Raw genomic sequence first — 20,162 nt, 5'->3', positions numbered from 1 at the left:
TCTGTCAATCCGCATGGATTTGCGAGGCGCCGCCGTCTAGGTCAGCCCCATGGATATCGTGCTTTCACTCGTCATGCTCGCCACGCTGGTCCTTATCGGGGGGGCGGTCTTCCTGTGGCGCAGGGGCGGAGCGCAGAAGCAGATTTGGCTCATGTTGCTTCTGGCGGTGGTAATGGTCATCAACTTGATGATCTGGTTGCTGCCGGATTCGAGCGGCACCGCCCCGGTCGACCGTGCCGCCGAACAAGCACGCTAGTCGGGAATTTGCCAGAGCACCGTACCGCTGAACGAGCCCATGATCTTGGCGCCGGCGCCATCGGTCGCGGGCTCGAACCGGGCACGGCGCGCGATCAGCCGGCAGGTGGCGTCGTCGAGTTGGCGATTACCGGACGATAGGGTCACATCGCAGGCCGATACCTTGCCGTTGGTTCCGATGATCAGCTTATAGCCGACCGTGCCCTCGACCTCTCTGTAGAGGAGTGCGGCGGGATAATCATTGTTCGTGACCCAGCCATTGCGATCGTTGCTCGGCCTTGCGAGTCGAGGCTGGAGAAACGGACTGGGAGTGGGGGATGGCATTGGCGTTGACGTAGGCGTGACCTTCAGCCCGGTTCCATCTGGCGGATCGATTGGCTTGTCGAATGTAGCAACACCGTCGTCCTTGGGTATCGGCAAGTCGATGGGCCGCTGTGGCGCGACGACCGTGCTCGAAGTCGGTTGGTCGCTGGCCTGTGGCTTCGGCGGGGTCGGAGTAGGCGTCGGGTCTGGCGTCAGGACGATTGGCCTCCACACATCCACCGGCGGAGCAAAGCCCGCCACGGTCAGCCCGGTAACCACCCCAAGGCCAAGGGCCGCGTGGATGATGGCCACGCCCGCAATGGCGGTGACGCGGCGACGCGGATCATTCGATTGGTCCAGATAGGCCATGCCCTGCTCCTCTCCTTGTACGGCCCCGGTTTATGCTCCGGTGACTCCTGTAATGATGTAACATTACTACAGAGAGGCTTTGTTGAGCAAGACCCCTCGCGAGGCCTTGCTCAACCAGTCAGTTCAGCGGATCGGGCAGTCGGGCGACAGGCGGAAGTCGAGGTAGTTGTCGACCGAGCCCATCAGTTCTTCGATCTCGTTCTCGAAGAAATGGTTCGCCCGTGGGATTTCCTCGTGATGGATCGTGATGTGCTTCTGCGTGCGCAGCTTCTCGACCAGCTTCACGACCGAATTGGGTTGCACGACAGTGTCCGCCGCACCCTGGATGAAGATGCCAGAGGCAGGGCAGGGAGCCAGGAACGAGAAGTCGTACATGTTGGCCGGCGGGGCGATCGAGATGAATCCGCGAATCTCCGGACGGCGCATCAGCAACTGCATGCCGATGAGCGCGCCAAAGCTTACCCCGGCGACCCAGGTGGTCTGCGACTCGGGATGGATCGACTGCACCCAGTCGAGGGCGGCGGCCGCGTCGGACAGTTCGCCGATGCCATTGTCGAAGCTGCCCTGACTGCGGCCGACGCCGCGAAAATTAAAGCGCAACGTGGCAAAGCCGCGGTCGACGAAAGTCTTGTACAACCGCTGGACGATACGGTCGTTCATCGTGCCGCCACCCTGCGAATGAGGGTGGAGAATCATGGCCACAGGCGCGCGCGGACGCGGGGCTGGTGCAAAACGGCCTTCGAGGCGGCCTTCGGGGCCGGGGAAGATGACGGAGGGCATGGTCGCAGCTCTTGTTCGGTAGGGTACTGGCGCAGGTGGCGCGCGTGAAGTCGCGGGCTATATAGTGTTGATGCAAAATTTCGCAATTCCCGCGCGATGAGCCGTATCTATCTGGATCATGCCGCTACCTCGCCCCTGCGCCCACAAGCTCGCGAGGCGGTCGAGCGCGGATTCGAGATCTGGGCCAATCCGTCGAGCCCGCATGCTGAAGGAAGGGCGGCCCGGGCGGCCCTCGAAGACGCCAGGGCCCGCGTAAAAGCGGCGCTTGGCTGGGAGGGAGAGGTAATCTTCACTTCTGGCGCAAGTGAAGCCCTGGCTATCGGGCTTGGGCAGGCCAAGGCCGATCGCCGGCTCGTCTCGGCGGTCGAGCATGACGCCGTCTTTCGCGCCGCACCGGATGCCGAGATCCTGACGCTCGGCAAGGACCAGGACAGGCACGCCTGCGTCGATCGTGAGGTTCTGGCCGAGTCGCTTGCGCGGCCCGGCCGGTCGATTGTCGCGGTGCAGTCGATCAACTCCGAAACCGGCACGGTGCTGCTGCCGCACGGTGACGATTCGGTCGCCCGCCAGGTGCGGGAAGGCGGGGGATTGCTGCTGGCGGACTGTTCGCAATCTGCCGGCAAGGTGCCGCTGCCGGATGCCGACATGATCGTGGTTTCCGCCCACAAGCTCGGCGGTCCGATCGGGATCGGTGCCTTGCTGGTGAAAGACTACGCCATGCTCGAACCGACGGGTGGACATGAGCGCGGCTACAGGCAGGGTACGGAGAACCTCCCGGGCGCACTCGGATTCGCAGCGGCGCTGGAGGTCGGCGGGGTCGAGACCTGGCTGACTTCCTATCCCGAGCGCTTCGAGTTCAAGGACTTGCTCGGACGGGGCGGAGACGTGCTTAGGCCCGGACTGCAATGTTCGCATATCATCGCCGTGTCAGCCAAGCGGCTGGCCGCCGCGGTGACGTTGATCAAGCTCGACGCCATGGGTTTCGCGATCTCGGCTGGCAGCGCCTGCTCTTCGGGTACCTTGAAGCGTAGCCGGGCTCTGGAAGCGTTCGGCGTGGACGAGGACGTTGCCGCGCGCACGGTTCGGATCAGCATCGGCTGGAACACCACGGTCTCGCAGCTCGATGCTTTTGCCGAGGCTTGGCAAGCGGTCGCCAGCGAAGCGCAGTCGCGCGCATGATTTACCTCGATTACCAGGCCACGACGCCGCTCGCCCCCGAGGCGCGAGAGGAGATGCTGCGTTGGCTTGATGGGCCGGGCGGGGCGGGGTTTGGAAACCCCCACAGCATTCACCGCATGGGCCGCCAGGCGGAAGCGGCGGTCGAAATCGCCCGTGAGCGCGTGGCGGCGCTGTTTCCTTCGGGAGGAACCGTCGTCTTTACAGGTAGCGCGACAGAGGCGATCAATCTCGCCCTGCGCGGGAGCGAGGCGGGTCGGGCAGGGAGGCCGGTGGCTGTTAGCGCCATCGAGCATTCGGCGGTTCTCGATACCGCTCTCGACCTGCCGGGTGACACGACGATCCTGCCGGTCGATCGCGATGCCCTAGTCGACCCGCAGGTTGCCTTGCCCGAAGGTGTCGGGATCGTTTCGGTGATGCAGGTCAACAACGAGGTTGGTACGATCCAGCCCGTCGCGGATTTGTACGAGCGGGTGAAAGCACGGGGCGCGCTGTTTATGTGCGATGCGGTCCAGGCCGCTGGCAAGATCCCCATAGGCGAGGCTGACCTGATTGCGATCAGCGCGCACAAGTTTCACGGTCCCAAAGGGATCGGCGCCTTGTGGGTGCGCGACGGGATTGAGCTCGCGCCCGAGATTACCGGCGGCGGACAGGAAGGAGGGCTTCGATCGGGAACTCTCAGTCCGGCCCTGTGCGCGGGAATGGGCATGGCCGCGAAAGTGGCGCTCGAACGCATGGACCAGGACGCCGTCCATGTGGCTTCCCTGTGGGACCGCGCGCTTGAGCTCTTCCCCGATTGGCAAGTCAACGGAAGCGCGGCGCAGCGCTATCGCGGCAACCTCAACATCCGCCACAAAGGCCTCGACGTCTCGCGCCTGATCTCCGACGTGCGCGAGGTCATGTTCTCTGCCGGGTCGGCCTGTGCCAGCGAGAGCAACAAGCCGAGCCGCATCCTTTCGGCGATCGGCCTGACGCAGGAACAGGCACGCGGATCGATCCGTCTCGGTTTTGGACGCTACACCACGCTCGAGGAGCTTGAACGGGCGGCCGAACTGGTTAATTGTGCTGCAGCGCAGCAAGGATAACAGCCATTCGTGTAGCCTTCATTACAAGTGACGGAGAACGCGTAGATGCGGCCGCTGAGCCGGGCATGCGCTTGCTCGAGGTCGCCCAGGCTGCCGGCATGCCGCTCGAAGGAACATGCGAAGGGCAGATGGCTTGCTCGACCTGTCACGTGATCCTTCCCACTGATTGGTTCGAGCGTCTGCCACCGGCCAGCGACGACGAGGAAGACATGCTCGACCTGGCCGTGGGCGTTTGCCGCACCAGCCGACTGTCGTGCCAGATCGAGCTGACCGACGCTCTCGACGGGATCGAAGTGCGTATCCCGGCCGAAAGTTGGGATATGCAGAAGCGGTAGAAACGCGTCGTTCGCTGTCTTCCCTATCCTTGGTGTTGAAAGCCCCATTCCCCGCCTGTCGCGTGGTTCCAGCCGCTGCTAGGGCGGGGGCATGACTGTTATCGAAGACGAGAAGGATCCGTTCGACGCCATCGTCGACGCGCCGTTCGATAGTGCCTTGTCCGAGCGCTATCTGGTCTATGCGCTTTCGACGATCACGGCGCGCTCTCTGCCCGACTTGCGCGACGGCCTGAAGCCGGTTCACCGGCGGATCCTGTGGGGCATGCGCGGGTTGCGGCTAGATCCTTCGAGCGCGTTCAAGAAATCCAGCCGCGTGGTGGGCGATGTGATGGGCAAGTACCATCCGCACGGCAACCTCGCGCTCTACGACGCGATGGTCCGCCTCGCGCAGCCGTTCACGCTGCGCTATCCCTTGGTCGAAGGGCAGGGGAACTTCGGCAACATCGACGGCGATAACGCGGCGGCGGAAAGGTACACCGAGTGCCGTCTGACGCGCACGGCGATGCAGCTGATGGAGGGGCTCGACGAAGGTACGGTCGATTTCGTCCCGACTTACAACAACGAGGAAGAAGAGCCGTCGATCTTCCCGGGCCTGTTCCCGAACCTCCTCGCCAATGGCGCGAGCGGCATCGCGGTGGGCATGGCGACCTCGATCCCGAGCCACAACGTTGCCGAGGTCATCGACGCGGTGCTCGAGCTGATCGACAATCCGCACGTCGAGCATGCCCGGCTGATGGAGCTATTCCACGGGCCGGACTTCGCCACCGGGGGGCTGATCGTCGATTCGAAGGAGGCGATCTCGCAAGCCTACGAGACGGGCCGCGGCAGCTTCCGGGTTCGCGGGCGGTTCTTCGCGGCGGAGTCCAAGGACGAGGCCGACCAGCAGGCCGGCATCGAGCGCCTTGGGGGCGGACAGTACCAGCTGGTGATCTCAGAGATCCCCTACATGGTCCCGAAGGGCAAGCTCATCGAGCAGATCGCCCAGGCTATCGCCGATCGAAAACTACCGATTCTGGAAGACGTTCGCGATGAAAGCGACGAACAAATCCGCATCGTCCTCGTGCCCAAGAGCCGTAACGTAGATCCGGAGCTCCTCAAGGAAAGCCTCTACAAGCTCACCGATCTCGAGACGCGTTTCGGCCTCAACCTCAACGTGCTCGACGCCACCCGCACACCGATGGTTATGGGCTTGCATGAACTGCTGTCGAACTGGGTCGCGCACCAGATCGACATCCTCCAGCGACGTAGTCGTCACCGGTTGCAGAAAATTGCCGACCGGTTGGAGCTTGTCGAAGGCTATATTATCGCCTTCCTCAACCTCGACCGCGTGATCGAGATCATCCGCACCGAGGATGAGCCCAAACCCGTGATGATGGCGGAGTTCGGGCTGACGGACCGGCAAGCCGAGGCGATCCTCAACATGCGCTTGCGCAGCTTGCGCAGGCTCGAGGAGATGGAGCTCAAGCGAGAGCGTGACGAGCTACTGGCCGAGCGCGCGGACCTTGAGAAGCTGCTCGATTCCCCGGCCCGGCAACGGACTCGCGTCAAGCGCGACCTCACCGCTTTGCGGAAAGACTACGCTGAAGACACCGCGCTCGGCCGCCGCCGGACCACTATTGCCGAGGCGGCGCCCACCGTCGAGTTCAGCATGGACGCGATGATCGAAAAGGAGCCTGTGACGGTGATCCTCTCCCAGCGTGGCTGGATCAGAGCCGCGCGCGGGCATTTGCCGCTGGAGCAGGATTGGAAGTTCAAGGAAGGTGATGGTCCGGCCTTTGCGCTCCATGCCCAGACTACCGACAAGCTGCTCGTAGCCGCTGACGACGGACGCTTTTTCACCATCGGCGCAGACAAGCTCCCCGGGGCTCGGGGCTTCGGCGAGCCCTTGCGCAATACCCTGGACATTGATGCGTCAGCCCAGATTGTCGAGTTGATCGTCCACAAGCCGGGCACCCAGTTGCTGCTGGTCTCAAGCACCGGCCACGGGTTTGCCGCGGTGACCGACGAGCTGCTGGCAGAGACCCGCAAGGGCCGGCAGGTGGTCAACCTCAAGGACGGGCGAAAGCTGGTCGTTGTCCGCCCGATCGCTCCCGAGCACGATCATGTCGCCGTGGTGGGCGAGAACCGCAAGCTGGTGGTCTTCAGTCTCGAAGAGCTGCCGGTCATGTCGCGAGGGCAGGGAGTGACCTTGCAGCGTTATCGCGATGGTGGGCTGGGAGATGCCACGACGCTCAGGCTGGAGGATGGTTTGTCATGGGAGATGGGAGGCGACACAGGCCGAACCCGGACCGAGAAGGACATCCACATGTGGAAAGTCGCCCGCGGTGCCGCTGGGCGGCTCCCTCCGCAGGGCTTTCCCCGCGACAACAAGTTCTGAGCCTAAGCCGCGAACGGAGGGAACCCGCCCAAGTAGCGACCCTTGGCGGGCCCCCTCCACCGGGTGCGGGGGCACCCGGTATCCCTGATCAATCGCCGCCCTGGGCTGCGAGAGCCGCTTCGACGTCGGCGGCGGTCGCGAGGAACGTGAGCTTGTCGGCCTGTACGGCCATCTGCTTCTTGGGCAGCGAGGTCGCGCCATCCTTGAGGTCGACCACTACGAGGTCTCCTTCGACCTTGTTCACCTTGCCGAGAACGATGCCGTCGCTGCTGTAGACTTCGGTGCCGCCCACGAGCTTGGCCTCTAGCGCCGCGCCCGCTTCTGCATTCGCCGCACCAGCCGCAGCTTCGAGATCGGCCTTGTTCCAGCCAATCGTCGGGCCTTTCTCGCCGTCGCTGATCGTGTCGGCGGGGATAGCCGCTTTGAGGTTGCCGGTGTCGATCACGACATTGCCGCCGGTCACCTGTTCGATCTTGCCGACTTCGTTGCCGTCGGGGCCGTAGACAGTGGCACCAACGGTGGGAGCCGCAAACGCCGAGGCCGAAAGGCCAGCCAGCGCCAGGACGGAAGCGGCAGCCAGGGGGAAGAACTTCATCGTACTCTCCATTGTCTCCAAAACACTTGGCGCCCGTTCGAGCGGGCGGGGACAGCCGAAATGAGGGGAGTGGGGCTGGCCGCTATAGTTGCGGCAATTTCTGGCGACCCCGCGCCGATGACGGGCGTCACCGGTCCTGCATGTTGCGACTTCGTTTCCTGCTTCGGGATGCAAGGGCCATCGCGCAAATCGGTTTCGGATGAGCCGTTGCCTTCCCGCGCCGAAAGGTTAGCCAATACAACTGTTAACGCGGCAGCCGCTCATCCAGCAGGGCAGTCGCCCGCTCCGGACCCGGAAATCCTTCCTCGACCCAGCGGTGCTCGATTTCGCGCAGGATTCTCGCGACTTCCGGTCCCGCCGAGATTCCGCGTGCGACAATTTGGCCGCCCTTGATCGGGAATTGCGGAATGTCCCACCCGCTGAGTGGCGAGATGTCGGCACCCGCCAGAAGGAGCCGGTCGATCGCTTCGTCGTGGCCCAGGTGATAGGCGAGGGAACGCGCCTCGCCTGGATCGGGCTTTCGCCCCGCGGCCGTCACCAGCCGCTTCTTCTGCGCTGCCGACAGTCTCAGCCGGGCGGCAACTTGTTCAGCCGCGCGGGGGTCTGCCGGCAACAGCGCGGCAAGCCGACGCAGCGGGTCTGATCTGGCACCCTGGCGGCTTTCCTCGTCGACAAGCGCGTGGAGCGCAGCGACCCCCGGTGCGCCCGCTTCGGGCAGTATGACCGGCAGCACGCCGCGTGCCTCCATCCGCTCCACTGTCGCAGAGGGGTCGGGCAGGGAGAGCAGGTTGAGGAGTTCCGCTGCCACGCGTTCGCGGCTCAGCCCCTTGAGCGTGGGCGCAAGTTGGGCACAAGCCTCTTCTGCCTCATCGTCCAGCTCGCTGCCGAAACGGGCCTGGAAGCGGTAGTAGCGCAGGATGCGCAGGTGATCTTCGCGGATCCGTTGGCGCGCATCCCCGATGAACCGTACGCGATGTGCCTTGAGGTCGGCCGTTCCCTCGAACCAGTCGAAGAGTTCGAGCGTCACCGGGTCGACATAGAGCGCATTGATGGTGAAGTCGCGCCGCTGGGCATCTTCTCGCCAATCGGTCGCGAATGCCACGGTGGCGCGGCGCCCATCGGTGCTGACGTCGTGCCGCAGCGTCGTCACTTCGACATTGCCGCCCGGCAGGATCGCGGTCACCGTACCGTGGTCGATACCTGTGGGGATGGCACGGATGCCCGCCTGTCCGAGCCGTTCCATGACCGTCTGGGGTGGATGCAGGGTAGCGGCGTCGATGTCGGCGACTGGATGGCCGAGCAGGGTGTCGCGCACAGCGCCGCCCACCCAGCGGACGTTGTCCGAGCCGAGGGCAGCGACGAGGGCCGCGAGGTCCTCTCGGGCAGTCCACGGCGCGGCAGGCAGATACGGCGCTGCGGTATTCATTCTGGCTGCGGGCAGTTCGCGATCATTTGCGCCGCATGGCACAGCGAGAGCGAGTAGGACAGACTTCAGTCTCTCCGCGGCCACGCCAACCGTTGCGATAGGTTGGCGATGATGGCCGCGGTGATGCCCCAGATGACATGGCCCTGCCATTCGATCTCGATGTAGGGCCGCATCTGGCCAAACCATTCGCGTTCCTTGTGAGCCTGATTGGCCGGGTCGAGAACGAAGGCGAGCGGCGCCTCGAACCAGGAGGCGACTTCGAGCGGATTGGGTGAGATCGCCAGATCCGGCGGGACCAGTCCAAGCACCGGTGTCACGTCATAGCCGGTTCCGGTGATGAAGCGATCGCTGGCGCCGATAATCCTGACATCCGAAGGGTTTATGGCCAGTTCCTCGTGGGCTTCGCGAAGCGCGGCCTCGACTGCGTCTTCACCCGGATCAAGCTTGCCGCCCGGGAAAGCCACCTGTCCGGCATGAGCCCGCATCGAATCCGGCCGATGCGTCAGGATCACGCCGGGCTCATCCCGCTCGGTCACTGCCACCAGCACCGCTGCGGGCCGGATTTCAGGCGGAGCGAACTGCCCGTCATTGCGGAGGCCGGGCAGTTCGACGCTGTGCCCTTCGTCGAACAGCAACTTCAGCCGTTCGAACAGCGCACTCATTCTGGGTAGAGCGAGAAGCGCTCGCCCTGGCTTTCGACCCAGAACCCGTCGTCGTTGGCGAGCGCGTGATGAGCCAGTTGCAGCCAGGTCGAACGGTTGAGTTTCGCTTCGCAGCCGTGGCGCACCATCAAGTAGACCGAGGGCGTATCAAGGTCTCCGGCGGTGCGAAGCGGATGATCCGGGCCCGCGATAACCAGTTCATCGGTGTTGAGGCGGAAGGCGAGCGCGCCGTCGAGGACCTTGGTGTCGATGGCGATGAAGGCCGCATCTTCGACCTCGATCGACTGCTTGCACTCGGGCGTGACCAGCCAGTGCCGTCCTTTGCGGTCGCGCTTGAGCAGCGAGGAGAAGGTCCGGATCATCGCGGGCCGAGTAATTTCCCGGCCTTCGTGGAACCAGGTGCCGTCTGCGGCGATTCGCGCGTGGCTGTCTGCAGTATCGCGGGGATTCCAGCGATCTACAGGCGGAAGTTCGTGCGCTTCGATAACTTCGGTTATCTCCCGCAGCGTCATGGCTGCCAGATCTGGTGGTTCATCGTACGGCATTGGCTCTGAGATGGCAGATGGTGACGCCTGTAACAATCTCGCATCTTTTCGGAGGGGGGCATTAAGACGGAATTCAGCCCGTTCCGACGGGTGGCCGTCACCCGAACGAGATCGTTGCGGAGCTTGGTAGAAGGCGTAGGTTGCCATCGCGATTACATTGAAGACCAATGGCCGGGGAGAAGGTGATGAAGGTCGGCATATTCGGTGCAGCCATGCTCCTCGCGTCGACGAGCGTCATGGCGCAAGAGACGCAGGCGCCGCCAGCCGACACGCAAGCCAAACAGGAAAAGCGCATCTGCCGCACCGACAAGATGACTGGCTCGCTCACGCGATCCCGACGGATTTGCCTGACACGGGCGCAGTGGCAAGAGGTCCATAACCGCACGAAACAAGGGCTCGACGATACGGTGAGGCAAGCTGCCGGAGGTTGTCAGGCGCCTACGAACGTTACGCGGGGATCGATGTGCTAGCAGAATTCAGCAGAGCGCCAAATTGACACTTTGGGGTGACGGGGTGACACGGTGGCGTCGAGTTTTTCGAAAGTGTCACCTTGCGGATTTTTCGCGGAAAACAGCCAAATTTTGTGTCACCTTGGGTTATCGAGTGTGACCTTTCGGTTCCTGCCCCTTCGGGTCAAGTTGACACTTTTCGCTCAAGCGAGACCAAGAGAGAATCCAACAATATCAAAGAGCCAACCCCGTTGTGGGCTGGTTCGTTGTTTGTAGGAAAGTGGTTTTTGGCTGCTCATGCACCCAAGGCGCGGCTTAGTTCGCCGGTCTATCCCAGCCAGGGGCCCAACATACCCGCTTGAGGCAATGTAGCCGGAGCGGCGCCGCGGATCAGAAGACGGGCCGGGTCCCACGGGCCGGGGCACTGCCAGCCTCGCGGGGCTTCGGTGAAGCCGAAGCGTCCGTAGTAGGGCGCGTCACCGATCAGGACTTGCGGAATCGGGGCAGCGGGGTCGATCGCGGCAGCTTGCGCCGCCATCAGCGCCCGACCGAAGCCCTGGTCCTGCCGCTCGGGAGTGATCGCGACCGGGCCGACCATAATCAGCGGGTGGGCGCGGCCTTGGGGATCATTGAGCGCGACCGGCCAGGCCTGGATCGTGCCGACGAGGTACTCTTCGGCATCGAGCGCGGCGAAGCTTAGCCCCGGAAGCCAATCGGTACCCTGGCGGATCTTGTAGGCCGTGCGTTCTTGCCGGCCAGGGCCGAACGCGCGATCCAGCACGTCTTCCACCAGAGCCGGATCGACCTGGTCGAGGGGAATCAGGGTGGAGGCTGCAGGCTCGGCCATAAGGCGCGCGCCGATAGGGTTCGCAGGGGGTGATGGCAATGATGAAATCCTCAGCCGAGGCAGCGTGGGCTCGCTTGACCCTCCGTCACGCGCTTGCAGGGCGCGTCCACCTCCCCATGAGCGTCGCTCACAGGGAGGATCTGACGTAGCCTGAAAATCCGCCCGGTCGCGGAGCGATGGGGAGGGGGACCGTCCGCGAAGCGGATGGTGGAGGGCCTCGTCGGGCTACCTCGCCGGTGTCAGCTGCAACAGCCGCCCGTTAGCGCCGTCCTCGATCACGTAGAGCGAGCCATCGGCTGCCTCAACGATATCACGCAACCGCTTGTCGAACTTGATACGCGCTTCCTCGGTGCCCTTGCCGTCAGCCAACTTGACCCGCACGATCGACATGGAGCCGAGGTTGGCGATGACGGCCTGGTTGCGCCACTGCGGCCAGAGCTTGCCGCTGTAGAACACGAAATCGCCCGGGGCGATCACCGGGTTCCAGGAAATCGCGGGCTTGGTAAATCCGTCGTTGGCGGAGTGATCGGGGATCGGCGAGCCGTCGTAGTTGTCGCCGTTGGAGCGCACCGGCCAACCGTAGTTGTTCCCGGGCTCGACCTTGTTGATTTCGTCCCCGCCGCGCGGGCCATGCTCGAGGTCCCACAGCTGGCCGTCGAGGTCGAAGTGGAGCCCAAGCAGGTTGCGGTGGCCATAGCTCCAGATCTCCCGGCTCACGCCGCCCCGGTCGGCGAACGGGTTGCCGTCGGCGGGCGTGCCGTCGAGGTTGAGCCGCAGGATCTTGCCCAGGTTGGTGCCAAGATCCTGCGCCGGATCGCCCTGCATGCGCTCGCCCGAGGAGAGGAACAGGTACTTGCCGTCGGGCGAGAAGGCGATCTTGTGCGAATAATGTCCGGCGCTCTTGATCGCGGGCTGCTGGCGCCAGATCTGCGTCAGGCCCTCTATCCGGCAATCGGCCCCGGGATCGCAGACCAGCGTGCCGCGGCCCATCGCGGCGAAGCTGGCCGTGCCGTCGCCCGGATCGGCCCAGGTGAGATAGATCGTCCGGCGGCTGACCGTGGGCGCGCTCTCCGAAGCCAGGAACGCCACGTCGCCGAGGCCGCCCTGGCCTTGAACGAGAACCTTCGGCAGCCCGGTAACGCTGCCCAGGCGGCCCGTGGCCAGATCGACGAACTTCATCGTGCCCGGCTTCTCGGTGATGAACAGCGTTTGGGTGCCCGGCGCGAAGGCGAGCGCCCAGGGAGAATCGAACGAACCCTTTTCTGCGATCGCAAACGGTGAAGAGCCCGCCTGCGCCGGACTATCCCCCGACTGGGCGCTGCTGCAGCTTGCGATCAACAGCGTTGCGGGAGATAGGGCGGCGAGCAGTTGTTTGACCTTGCGCATGCTATCCGGAACTCCCTCTCGCGAATTTGCGTCGTCTCTGGCTTCGGGCGAACTCGTCTTTGGCGTCGACGAGGCCGGCCGCGGGCCGCTTGCAGGGCCCGTTGTGGCGGCGGCGGTGCTGCTGTGCAAGCCGCGACCTGCCGGGCTCGACGATTCCAAGAAGCTTGCCGCCGCGCGGCGCGGGGAGCTGGAAGCGCGTATCCGCCGCCGTTGCGCGTTCGGGATTGGCGTGGTCGAGGTTGAACATATCGACGCCCTCAACATCTTTCAGGCGACGATGTGGGCCATGGCCCAGGCCGTCGCCCGATTGTGCGAGGCAGTGGGCTGCGAACCCGCCGAAGTGCTGGTTGACGGCAACCTGACGCCCGCCGGACGGCGTTCGGAGTGGCGCTGGCCCGCCCGGCCGATCGTTGGCGGCGATGCGCTGGAGCCGTGCATCTCGGCGGCCTCGATCCTCGCCAAGGAGCACCGCGACCGGCTGATGCGCGAGTATCACCTGGCTCATCCGCAGTACGGGTGGGAGCGCAACAAGGGTTACGGCACGCCCGATCATCTCGAAGCGCTGCGCGTGCACGGCCCGACGCCGCTGCACCGGCGCAGCTTCTCGCCGGTCGCGCAGATGGATCTTTTTTCGGCCTGAAGCCGAGTCTTTCCAGCCACACCACCAGATATCGAGTCTCTGACCACCGCAATGACTCAAGATGCTGTGCCGGACTCGTTCCGTTCCGGTCTTGGCAAATCGCGCCACGTCCAAACCCTCGGAAATCCGCGGGTTGACGCGGGACTCGCACCACTGGCAACCTGTGGATAAATCAGGGGGCAGAAAGAACGTAATGGGCGTTGTCACTACACTCCGGGCGCCGCGTGCCCGCGCCGCCGAGCCGGTAAAGCTGCCGCTCGGCCAAATCCTCGCGGGCGATTGCATCGAGGCGATGCGGTCTCTTCCGAGCGCGTCGGTGGACCTAGTGTTCGCCGATCCGCCGTACAACTTGCAGCTGGGCGGGGATCTCAATCGTCCCGATGGCAGCCATGTCGATGCCGTGACCGACCATTGGGACCGGTTCGACAGCTTCGCGACTTATGACGCATTCACAAGGGATTGGCTTACGGAAGCGCGACGCGTTCTCAAGCCCGATGGCGCCCTGTGGGTCATTGGCAGCTACCACAATATCTTCCGCGTCGGCGCGCTGATGCAGGACCTGGGGTTCTGGATCCTCAACGACATCGTCTGGCGCAAGTCGAACCCGATGCCGAACTTCCGCGGCACCCGCTTCACCAATGCGCACGAGACGCTGATCTGGGCGAGCATGGGCGAAAAGTCCCGCTACCACTTCAACTACCGCGCGATGAAGACACTCAACGACGAGCTGCAGATGCGCAGCGACTGGGTCATGCCGATCTGCAGCGGACAGGAACGGCTCAAGGAGGGCGGTCACAAGGCGCACCCGACGCAGAAGCCCGAGGCGCTGCTTTATCGCGTACTGCTGGCGACGACCGAGACCGGCGACGTGGTGCTCGACCCGTTCTTCGGGACCGGTACCACTGGCGCGGTCGCCAAGCGCCTGGGCCGCAACTGGATCGGCTGCGAGCGGGAGACGGACTACCGCCGCATCGCGTTGGAACGGATCGAAGGGGCGCTGCCGCTCGACGAAAGCGCGCTGGCGACGATGCAGAGCCGCAAGCAGGCGCCCAAGGTGGCGTTCGGAGCGCTGGTCGAGGCGGGCTTCATTGCCCCCGGCACCGAGATCTTCGACCGCCAGCGCCGCTGGACCGCTATCGTGCGCGCCGACGGCTCTATCGAATGCGGGCGCGAACAAGGGTCGATCCATGGCGTCGGCAAGACGCTGCAAGACGCCCCGAGCTGCAACGGCTGGACCTTCTGGCACATCATGCACGAAGGGCAGGCGAGCCCGATCGACACTCTGCGCCAGCTCTATTTGCTGGCGGTTGAGGACTAATCTCACCCTCGCTCCTAAACTCGTCATTGCGAGGAACGAAGCGACGCGGCAATCCAGAGCGATTACGCGAAGCGCTCTGGATGGCGCCGCTTCGCTCGCAATGACGAAGGAATGGACTTGCCCGACAAGCTCTACATCCAGCCGCTGACGCTGGTATCCAGTCCCCAGACCGTGGCTGGCGACGCGATCCGCCTTGCCGGTGGGATGGTCTATGCCCGCGAGTTCGCGGTCACAATCAGCCGAGACGGGACAGTGGTGCAGCGGGAGCTGGTGACGCCGGAGGGCATAGACGAGGCTCTAGCACGGCTGCCGGACACGCTCGGCGCCGAAGCCGAAGCACAATGGGCAGGGTTGCGCATGGCTCATCCCCCGCTGCAACTGGGGGAACGCACGGTCCGGCTAGACCAGCCGCAGGTGATGGGCATTCTCAACGTGACCCCCGACAGTTTTTCGGATGGCGGCAAGTTCCTCGACGATCCCGCGGAGGCTCAGGCCCATGCGGGCTCCATGCTCGAGGCCGGAGCGGCGATCGTCGACATTGGCGGGGAAAGCACCCGCCCGGGCGCCGCTGCGGTGTGGGAGGGAGATGAGATCAAGCGGGTGGTCCCGGCGGTGGAGCACTGCGTCAAGATGGGTGCGGCCGTCAGCGTCGATACTCGGCGTCCGGGAGTGATGGAGGCCGCGCTCGCAGCGGGCGCGCATATCATCAACGACGTTTCAGCCTTGCGGCACGACCCGCGCAGCCTCGAGTTCGCCGCAGCCAGTGGCGTGCCGGTTGTGCTCATGCACGCCCCTGGCGATGGTGAGGATCTGCACGCGGACGGCCACTACGGCAACGTGGTGTTCGACGTGTTCGACTGGCTCCGCGCTGCACGCGATCGAGCGGTCGAGGTGGGCATCCCCCGCCAGCGGATCGTGCTCGACCCCGGCATCGGCTTCGGCAAGACGCTGGCCGAAAACCTCGCGCTGCTCAACGCGCTGCCGCTGTTCCATGCCCTGGGCCAGCCGCTGCTGCTAGGCGCGAGCCGCAAGCGGATGATCGGCGCGCTCTCGAACGAAGTGGAGGCGCACAAGCGCCTCGGAGGCAGCGTGACACTCGCGGTCGCGGGAATGCAGGCCGGCTACCAGCTACTCCGCGTCCACGATGTCTATGACACGGTGCAGGCCCGCAATGTCTGGCGCGGGCTGCGCGATGCGGCGCTGACGGACTTCAGGGGCCTGGCCGACGACTGATTTGCCGCTCTGCCGCGCGCGCGCGGCACTAGGCGGCGATCGAGCGATTCCTGCCTTCGGATTTCGCCCGGTAGAGCAATTCGTCGGCACGAATGATCGCTTCCTGCGCACCATTGTCGGTGTCGTTCACGCAAACGAGACCGGCCGAGAAGGTGATCGTGCCAATGGGCTCATCGGTCGCGCGGAGCTTGTACCGGGTGCCGGCAACATGTTCCCGGGCTTCCTCGATGATGCGCTTTGCGTCGCTGAGTTCAGTGTCCGAGAGGATGACCAGGAATTCCTCGCCTCCCCAACGTCCGACCACGTGCGGGGCGCAAGCTGTCGAGAGCGCGTTTCCGATCGATTTCAGGACCCGGTCTCCGACGACATGACCGTATGTGTCGTTGACCGACTTGAAGTGGTCCACATCGCAGATGGCCAGGACATGGTCGCGCTTGGCTTCCGCGAGCTCGGCCAAGTGGGCAAGCAGGGCCCGTCGATTATGCAGGTTTGTCACCGCGTCGCGATTGGAATCCTCGCGCGCCGCCTCCAGCTCGGTCCTCAAGGTCTGAAGTTCGGCCATCGCCGCGGCCAGTTCGTTTTCGGCTTTGCGGGACCGGTCGAGCATCGTTGCCAGGATGGTTGCGACGTTCGCAGGATCGGTTTTCAGTCGATCGTAGTCGCTGCTCAACTCGAGATTGAAGGCGCCCGCGACAACGGCAGCGTCGTTCACGGCGTCAGTGATCTTGAGAGCCTGATGACGAAGCGCCCTGGCAAAGTCGGGCTCGTCGTTTGTCAGGCCTGGAGGAAGAGCGGTAAGGAATTGCGCAAAAAGCTCGTCGGCATCCTTTTGGGTGACGCGAATGCCATCGTCGCTGATTGCGGCCAAAGCCTTGTGGAGCGCCGGATGCGCGCCGGAATGGGCCGCGAAGCAGAGTGTGTAGTTCTGGGGTGTCGGATCGAGGAGATGATGCCGGAGAAACGCAATCGTCTCTTCCGCTATCTCATGGGGGCGCTCAGACATCTGCAGATCCAAACCTGGCCTTTCGCTCATCGAAGCCAGTCTCGTTGAAATGGGATTCGCGGGACACTCAAGCTGCGCTCTCGATCCCGAGGTCGCTAAGCTTGCGATAGAGCGTCGACCGACCGATCCCCAGGCGGCGCGCCACCTCGGTCATGCGACCGCGGTAGTGGCCGATGGCAAGGCGGATCACGTCGGCTTCGATTTCCTCGAGCAGGCGGAGGTGTCCGTCGGAGGTGTAGAGCTGCACACCACCACCGTCCTGCGCCGGCTGCGTCGCGTTCTCCATGTCGCCGAGGATTTCGCTCAGTTGCGGGAAGTCGGTCGCGGTAAGGGCGTTGCCGTCGCAGAACACGGCGGCACGGAACAGCACGGCTTGCAGCTGGCGAACGTTGCCAGGCCAGTCGAATGCGGCCAGCAACTGCAGGGCGCCGTCGGTGATGCCGAGCGGACGCAAGCCGGGCTGTTCACCGATGCGGGCTAGGAAGTGCCGGGTGAGGGAGGGAATGTCTCCGGTCCGCTCTCTCAGCGCAGGAAGCACGATCTTGGTTCCGTTCAACAGATCGAGCAGTTCGGCCCGGAAATGACCCGCCGTCACCAGGTCGGCGAGCGGCAGGTTACTGGCGGAAATGATGCGGACGTCGACCTTGAAGCTGTGAGCCACGCCAATCGGGCGGACCGAGCGATTGGTCAGCGATTCGACCAGGCGGTCCTGGAGTTCGGGCGAGAGGCGATCGACCTCATCGAGTACCAGCGTGCCGCCGTCGCAATTCTGCAAGGCGCCCGTCTGGCGGTCGAACGCTCCGGCGAAGGCGCCCTTCTCGTGGCCGAAGAGCATCGATTCGAGGCTGTTGGCAGGAACGCTGCCGATGTTGATCATACGGAAGGCGGCCTTCGCCCGCGGGCTTGCCGCGTACATGGCGCGCACCAGCATTTCCTTGCCGGTGCCACTTTCGCCTTCGATGAGGATCGAACCGTGGCCCCGTGCGGCCTTCGCCGCTTTCGCCAGCGCGTCGCGGAACGGGGGGGCGGTGCCGACCATGGCGTCGAAATCGAGCACTGCCGGCATCTTCTCGGTCAGCGGCGTCAACTCGTCGCGCGGGGCCTCGTGCGTCGTGGTATTGCGCAGCGCCAGCATCATCCGGTCCGGAGCGACCGGCTTGACGAGATAGTCGGTTGCACCGGCCCGCATCGCCTCGACCGCCAGCAGCGGCGAAGTGCTGGTCGTGAGCATGAGGATCGGCACAGCGGGGCGGCGGCTCTTGAGCTCGGCGATGAGCTCGCAAGCTTGGTCACCCGGAACAAACTGGTCGAGAATGATCGCCGAAAGCTGCATTCCCTGGCGGGTGCCAAGGGTCGCGATGGCGGTTTCGGCGTCATTGGCGACAACAGTCCGCCAGCCTTCGCGCGCGGCCAGCGCCGAAATCAACCTGCTCTGCGCAGGCTCGTCGTCAATCAGCATTAAAAGGCGCTGCTCGGCCTCGGCCATTCGTATTGTCCCCAGTCCCTACCAAGCCGCTGCATACCGGGATCGAGTAAAGAGCGGATTAAGGAGGGGTTGAGCGCATTCGCGTGCAGCTATAGAGCGGTCAGCAACTGCTAACGACGCTCACAAGGGAATTCAGGGTAATGGCATCGGCTAACGACATGAAGGCTGCGGAAAAGACCTACGGCGGCTTCATCAACCTGCTCAAATGGACCGTGCCGATTCTCGTCGCGCTGGTCCTCCTGATCATCATCGTCATTTCCTGATCAGGCGCGGCTGGGGGGATGCGCATCGCGGTCTTGCAGGAACGGGCCGCGGGCGAAACCCGCGTGGCCGTTACGCCGGAGACGGTCAAAAAGTTCAAAGCGCTGGGCGCTACCGTCGCGGTTGAACGCGGCGCTGGTGTCGACGCGTCGATTTCCGACGAGGACTACGAAGCGGCAGGGGCTGAGCTGGGTCTGGCCGCCGAGGTGGTGAAGGGCGCGGAAATCGTGCTCGGCATCCAAGCGCCCGAGATTGCGACGCTGGCGGGCGCTGCACCCGGCGCATGGGTCGTGGCCGTGTTCGATCCGTTCGGCCAGCGCGAGCGGGTGGAGGCTTACGCCAAGGCGGGGCTCGAGGCGCTGGCGATGGAGTTCATGCCGCGCATCACGCGGGCGCAGAGCATGGATGTGCTCTCCAGCCAGTCCAACCTCGCCGGCTACAAGGCGGTTCTGGCCGCAGCCGACGCCTATGGCCGCGCGTTTCCCCTGATGATGACCGCGGCGGGCACCGTCGCGGCAGCCAAGGCCTTTGTCATGGGTGTCGGGGTGGCGGGCCTGCAGGCGATCGCCACCGCCAAGCGCCTGGGCGCGCAGGTTTCGGCGACCGACGTGCGTTCGGCGACCAGGGAACAGATCCAGTCGCTCGGCGCCAAGCCGATCTTCGTCGAAAGCGTCGCTGGCATCGAGGGCGAAGGCAGCGGCGGCTATGCGACGGAAATGTCCGAAGAATACCAGAAGGCCCAGGCCGAGCTGGTTTCGAACCACATCGCCAAGCAGGACATCGTCATCACGACGGCGCTCATCCCGGGGCGCGCGGCTCCGCGCCTGATCACCGATGCGCAGATCGCCACGATGAAGCCGGGAAGCGTGATCTACGATCTTGCCGTGGCGCAAGGCGGCAACGTCGAGGGCTCGGTGGCCGACCAGTTGGTCGAGCGTCATGGCGTGAAGATCATCGGCTATTCGAACACACCGGCTCACCTGGCCGCGGACGCCTCGGCGCTGTTTGCCCGCAATCACTTCAACTTCCTCTCCGCCTTTTGGGACAAGGAGCAGGGCCGTCCGGTGCTGGACGATGAAATCGGCAACGCCGTGCGCCTGACGCGCGGCGGGGAAATCGTGAACGAGAGGGTCAAGGGATGAACAGGTTGCGTATTTCGCTGGCGCTCGCGGCATTGGGTCTCGCCGTTCCGGCCAGCGCCCAGGGGCCGGAGTTCTCCGCTGGGCTGCAATTCAACCCCTTCATGGTCGCGATCTCGGTCGCCGATATCGAGAAGGAAACGGCCTGGTTCGTCGACAACCTCGGCTTCACGGTCGAGAAGGACGCGTCGCTGAGGGACGGTGCGGTTCATTTCCGTTGGCTGATCAACGGTAACCAGCGGATCGAACTGATCCAGCTCGCGGATTCGCAGCCTGCCGCCACTCGGCCCAAGCCGCCCGGCCACGCTGCGGTTCGCGGGATCACGCAGGTCACGCTCGAGACCTCTGACATCGAGGCGGTAAAGGTCGCCTTGGCAAACAAGGGGGTGACTCCCACGCTCGACATCACCGAAGTCGCGCCGCTTGGGATCAAGGTCATGTACCTGCTCGATCCCGAGGGTAACGCGATCGAGATCGCGCAGAAGGTCTGAG

Annotated in this window: 22 protein-coding genes; 12 read left to right on the top strand and 10 right to left on the bottom strand. The window is 64.3% G+C overall.

Annotation, left to right across the window (positions count from 1 at the left end):
* The first annotated feature begins 49 nt into the window (after positions 1 to 49).
* Positions 50 to 256 (top strand): hypothetical protein, encoded by a 207-nt coding sequence (locus KK137_RS08090; protein ID WP_214535619.1) that lies wholly within the window; start codon positions 50 to 52, stop codon positions 254 to 256.
* Here KK137_RS08090 and KK137_RS08085 read toward each other — a convergent pair.
* Both KK137_RS08085 and KK137_RS08080 read right to left on the bottom strand, forming a co-directional pair.
* Entirely contained in the window at positions 253 to 927 is a 675-nt protein-coding gene (locus KK137_RS08085; protein WP_214535618.1) for a TonB family protein, read from the bottom strand. The two genes, KK137_RS08090 and KK137_RS08085, sit on opposite strands and share 4 nt — an antisense overlap.
* Before the next feature lie 123 nt (positions 928 to 1,050).
* Positions 1,051 to 1,707 (bottom strand): alpha/beta hydrolase, encoded by a 657-nt coding sequence (locus tag KK137_RS08080; protein WP_214535617.1) that lies wholly within the window; start codon positions 1,705 to 1,707, stop codon positions 1,051 to 1,053.
* Between the two features lie 96 nt (positions 1,708 to 1,803).
* Between KK137_RS08080 and KK137_RS08075 the strand changes: the two genes are divergently transcribed.
* The 4 genes from KK137_RS08075 to parC all read left to right on the top strand — a co-directional run bounded on the left by KK137_RS08075 (position 1,804) and on the right by parC (position 6,680).
* Positions 1,804 to 2,886 (top strand): cysteine desulfurase family protein, encoded by a 1,083-nt coding sequence (locus KK137_RS08075; protein ID WP_214535616.1) that lies wholly within the window; start codon positions 1,804 to 1,806, stop codon positions 2,884 to 2,886.
* Positions 2,883 to 3,968, top strand: coding sequence for a cysteine desulfurase family protein (locus KK137_RS08070; protein ID WP_214535615.1), 1,086 nt, complete (start codon positions 2,883 to 2,885; stop codon positions 3,966 to 3,968). The genes KK137_RS08075 and KK137_RS08070 overlap by 4 nt, the downstream gene beginning before the upstream one ends.
* A 5-nt stretch (positions 3,969 to 3,973) precedes the next feature.
* Positions 3,974 to 4,303: a 2Fe-2S iron-sulfur cluster-binding protein gene (locus KK137_RS08065; RefSeq protein ID WP_214536080.1), complete on the top strand. Its 330-nt coding sequence runs from the start codon at positions 3,974 to 3,976 to the stop codon at positions 4,301 to 4,303.
* A gap of 91 nt (positions 4,304 to 4,394) precedes the next feature.
* Complete coding sequence (parC, locus tag KK137_RS08060; protein ID WP_214535614.1) at positions 4,395 to 6,680, top strand: DNA topoisomerase IV subunit A; 2,286 nt, start codon at positions 4,395 to 4,397, stop codon at positions 6,678 to 6,680.
* An 88-nt stretch (positions 6,681 to 6,768) separates the two neighbouring features.
* Here the strand turns inward: parC and KK137_RS08055 are convergent, their stop codons facing one another.
* From KK137_RS08055 to KK137_RS08040, 4 genes are all read right to left on the bottom strand, one after another.
* Positions 6,769 to 7,275 (bottom strand): hypothetical protein, encoded by a 507-nt coding sequence (locus KK137_RS08055; protein ID WP_214535613.1) that lies wholly within the window; start codon positions 7,273 to 7,275, stop codon positions 6,769 to 6,771.
* Positions 7,276 to 7,519: 244 nt separating this feature from the next.
* The gene (locus KK137_RS08050; RefSeq protein ID WP_214535612.1) at positions 7,520 to 8,701 is read right to left on the bottom strand and encodes a CCA tRNA nucleotidyltransferase; all 1,182 of its coding nucleotides are present in this window, start codon (positions 8,699 to 8,701) and stop codon (positions 7,520 to 7,522) included.
* Positions 8,702 to 8,766: 65 nt separating this feature from the next.
* Positions 8,767 to 9,363 (bottom strand): CoA pyrophosphatase, encoded by a 597-nt coding sequence (locus tag KK137_RS08045; protein ID WP_214535611.1) that lies wholly within the window; start codon positions 9,361 to 9,363, stop codon positions 8,767 to 8,769.
* Positions 9,360 to 9,908, bottom strand: coding sequence for a DUF1285 domain-containing protein (locus tag KK137_RS08040; protein ID WP_214535610.1), 549 nt, complete (start codon positions 9,906 to 9,908; stop codon positions 9,360 to 9,362). Before KK137_RS08040 ends, KK137_RS08045 begins: the two co-directional genes overlap by 4 nt.
* A gap of 167 nt (positions 9,909 to 10,075) precedes the next feature.
* Between KK137_RS08040 and KK137_RS08035 the strand changes: the two genes are divergently transcribed.
* The gene (locus tag KK137_RS08035) at positions 10,076 to 10,378 is read left to right on the top strand and encodes a hypothetical protein (RefSeq protein WP_214535609.1); all 303 of its coding nucleotides are present in this window, start codon (positions 10,076 to 10,078) and stop codon (positions 10,376 to 10,378) included.
* 307 nt (positions 10,379 to 10,685) lie between these two features.
* On the opposite strand, the gene KK137_RS08030 is transcribed toward KK137_RS08035, so the two are convergent.
* Both KK137_RS08030 and KK137_RS08025 read right to left on the bottom strand, forming a co-directional pair.
* On the bottom strand, positions 10,686 to 11,204 hold the full coding sequence (locus tag KK137_RS08030) for a GNAT family N-acetyltransferase (protein WP_214535608.1): 519 nt from the start codon (positions 11,202 to 11,204) through the stop codon (positions 10,686 to 10,688).
* A 225-nt stretch (positions 11,205 to 11,429) separates the two neighbouring features.
* On the bottom strand, positions 11,430 to 12,590 hold the full coding sequence (locus tag KK137_RS08025) for a PQQ-dependent sugar dehydrogenase (protein WP_214535607.1): 1,161 nt from the start codon (positions 12,588 to 12,590) through the stop codon (positions 11,430 to 11,432).
* Here KK137_RS08025 and KK137_RS08020 point away from each other — a divergent pair.
* From KK137_RS08020 to folP, 3 genes are all read left to right on the top strand, one after another.
* A complete protein-coding gene (locus KK137_RS08020) occupies positions 12,589 to 13,230 on the top strand; it encodes a ribonuclease HII (RefSeq protein WP_214535606.1) in 642 nt (213 codons plus the stop codon). The genes KK137_RS08025 and KK137_RS08020 overlap by 2 nt on opposite strands.
* Before the next feature lie 193 nt (positions 13,231 to 13,423).
* Positions 13,424 to 14,548: a site-specific DNA-methyltransferase gene (locus tag KK137_RS08015; protein ID WP_214535605.1), complete on the top strand. Its 1,125-nt coding sequence runs from the start codon at positions 13,424 to 13,426 to the stop codon at positions 14,546 to 14,548.
* Between the two features lie 117 nt (positions 14,549 to 14,665).
* Complete coding sequence (gene folP, locus KK137_RS08010; protein ID WP_214535604.1) at positions 14,666 to 15,781, top strand: dihydropteroate synthase; 1,116 nt, start codon at positions 14,666 to 14,668, stop codon at positions 15,779 to 15,781.
* Between the two features lie 28 nt (positions 15,782 to 15,809).
* Here folP and KK137_RS08005 read toward each other — a convergent pair whose 3' ends face one another.
* Both KK137_RS08005 and KK137_RS08000 read right to left on the bottom strand, forming a co-directional pair.
* The gene (locus KK137_RS08005) at positions 15,810 to 16,784 is read right to left on the bottom strand and encodes a GGDEF domain-containing protein (protein WP_214535603.1); all 975 of its coding nucleotides are present in this window, start codon (positions 16,782 to 16,784) and stop codon (positions 15,810 to 15,812) included.
* A 67-nt stretch (positions 16,785 to 16,851) separates the two neighbouring features.
* On the bottom strand, positions 16,852 to 18,270 hold the full coding sequence (locus KK137_RS08000; protein WP_214535602.1) for a sigma-54-dependent transcriptional regulator: 1,419 nt from the start codon (positions 18,268 to 18,270) through the stop codon (positions 16,852 to 16,854).
* A gap of 140 nt (positions 18,271 to 18,410) precedes the next feature.
* Between KK137_RS08000 and KK137_RS07995 the strand changes: the two genes are divergently transcribed.
* From KK137_RS07995 to KK137_RS07985, 3 genes are read left to right on the top strand one after another with little or no spacing between them, the layout of a single operon-like run.
* Entirely contained in the window at positions 18,411 to 18,533 is a 123-nt protein-coding gene (locus tag KK137_RS07995) for an aa3-type cytochrome c oxidase subunit IV (protein ID WP_214535601.1), read from the top strand.
* An 18-nt stretch (positions 18,534 to 18,551) separates the two neighbouring features.
* Positions 18,552 to 19,673 carry an NAD(P) transhydrogenase subunit alpha gene (locus tag KK137_RS07990; RefSeq protein ID WP_214535600.1) on the top strand — a complete coding sequence of 374 codons (1,122 nt, stop codon included), beginning with the start codon at positions 18,552 to 18,554 and terminating at the stop codon, positions 19,671 to 19,673.
* Positions 19,670 to 20,161, top strand: coding sequence for a VOC family protein (locus KK137_RS07985; protein WP_214535599.1), 492 nt, complete (start codon positions 19,670 to 19,672; stop codon positions 20,159 to 20,161). Before KK137_RS07990 ends, KK137_RS07985 begins: the two co-directional genes overlap by 4 nt.
* Position 20,162: the final 1 nt, after the last annotated feature.

This window comes from Croceibacterium selenioxidans (assembly GCF_018599195.1).
GTDB lineage: Bacteria > Pseudomonadota > Alphaproteobacteria > Sphingomonadales > Sphingomonadaceae > Croceibacterium_A > Croceibacterium_A selenioxidans.
Note: the sequence above shows the minus strand (reverse complement) of the source record. Positions and strands in the feature narration are given on the sequence as shown.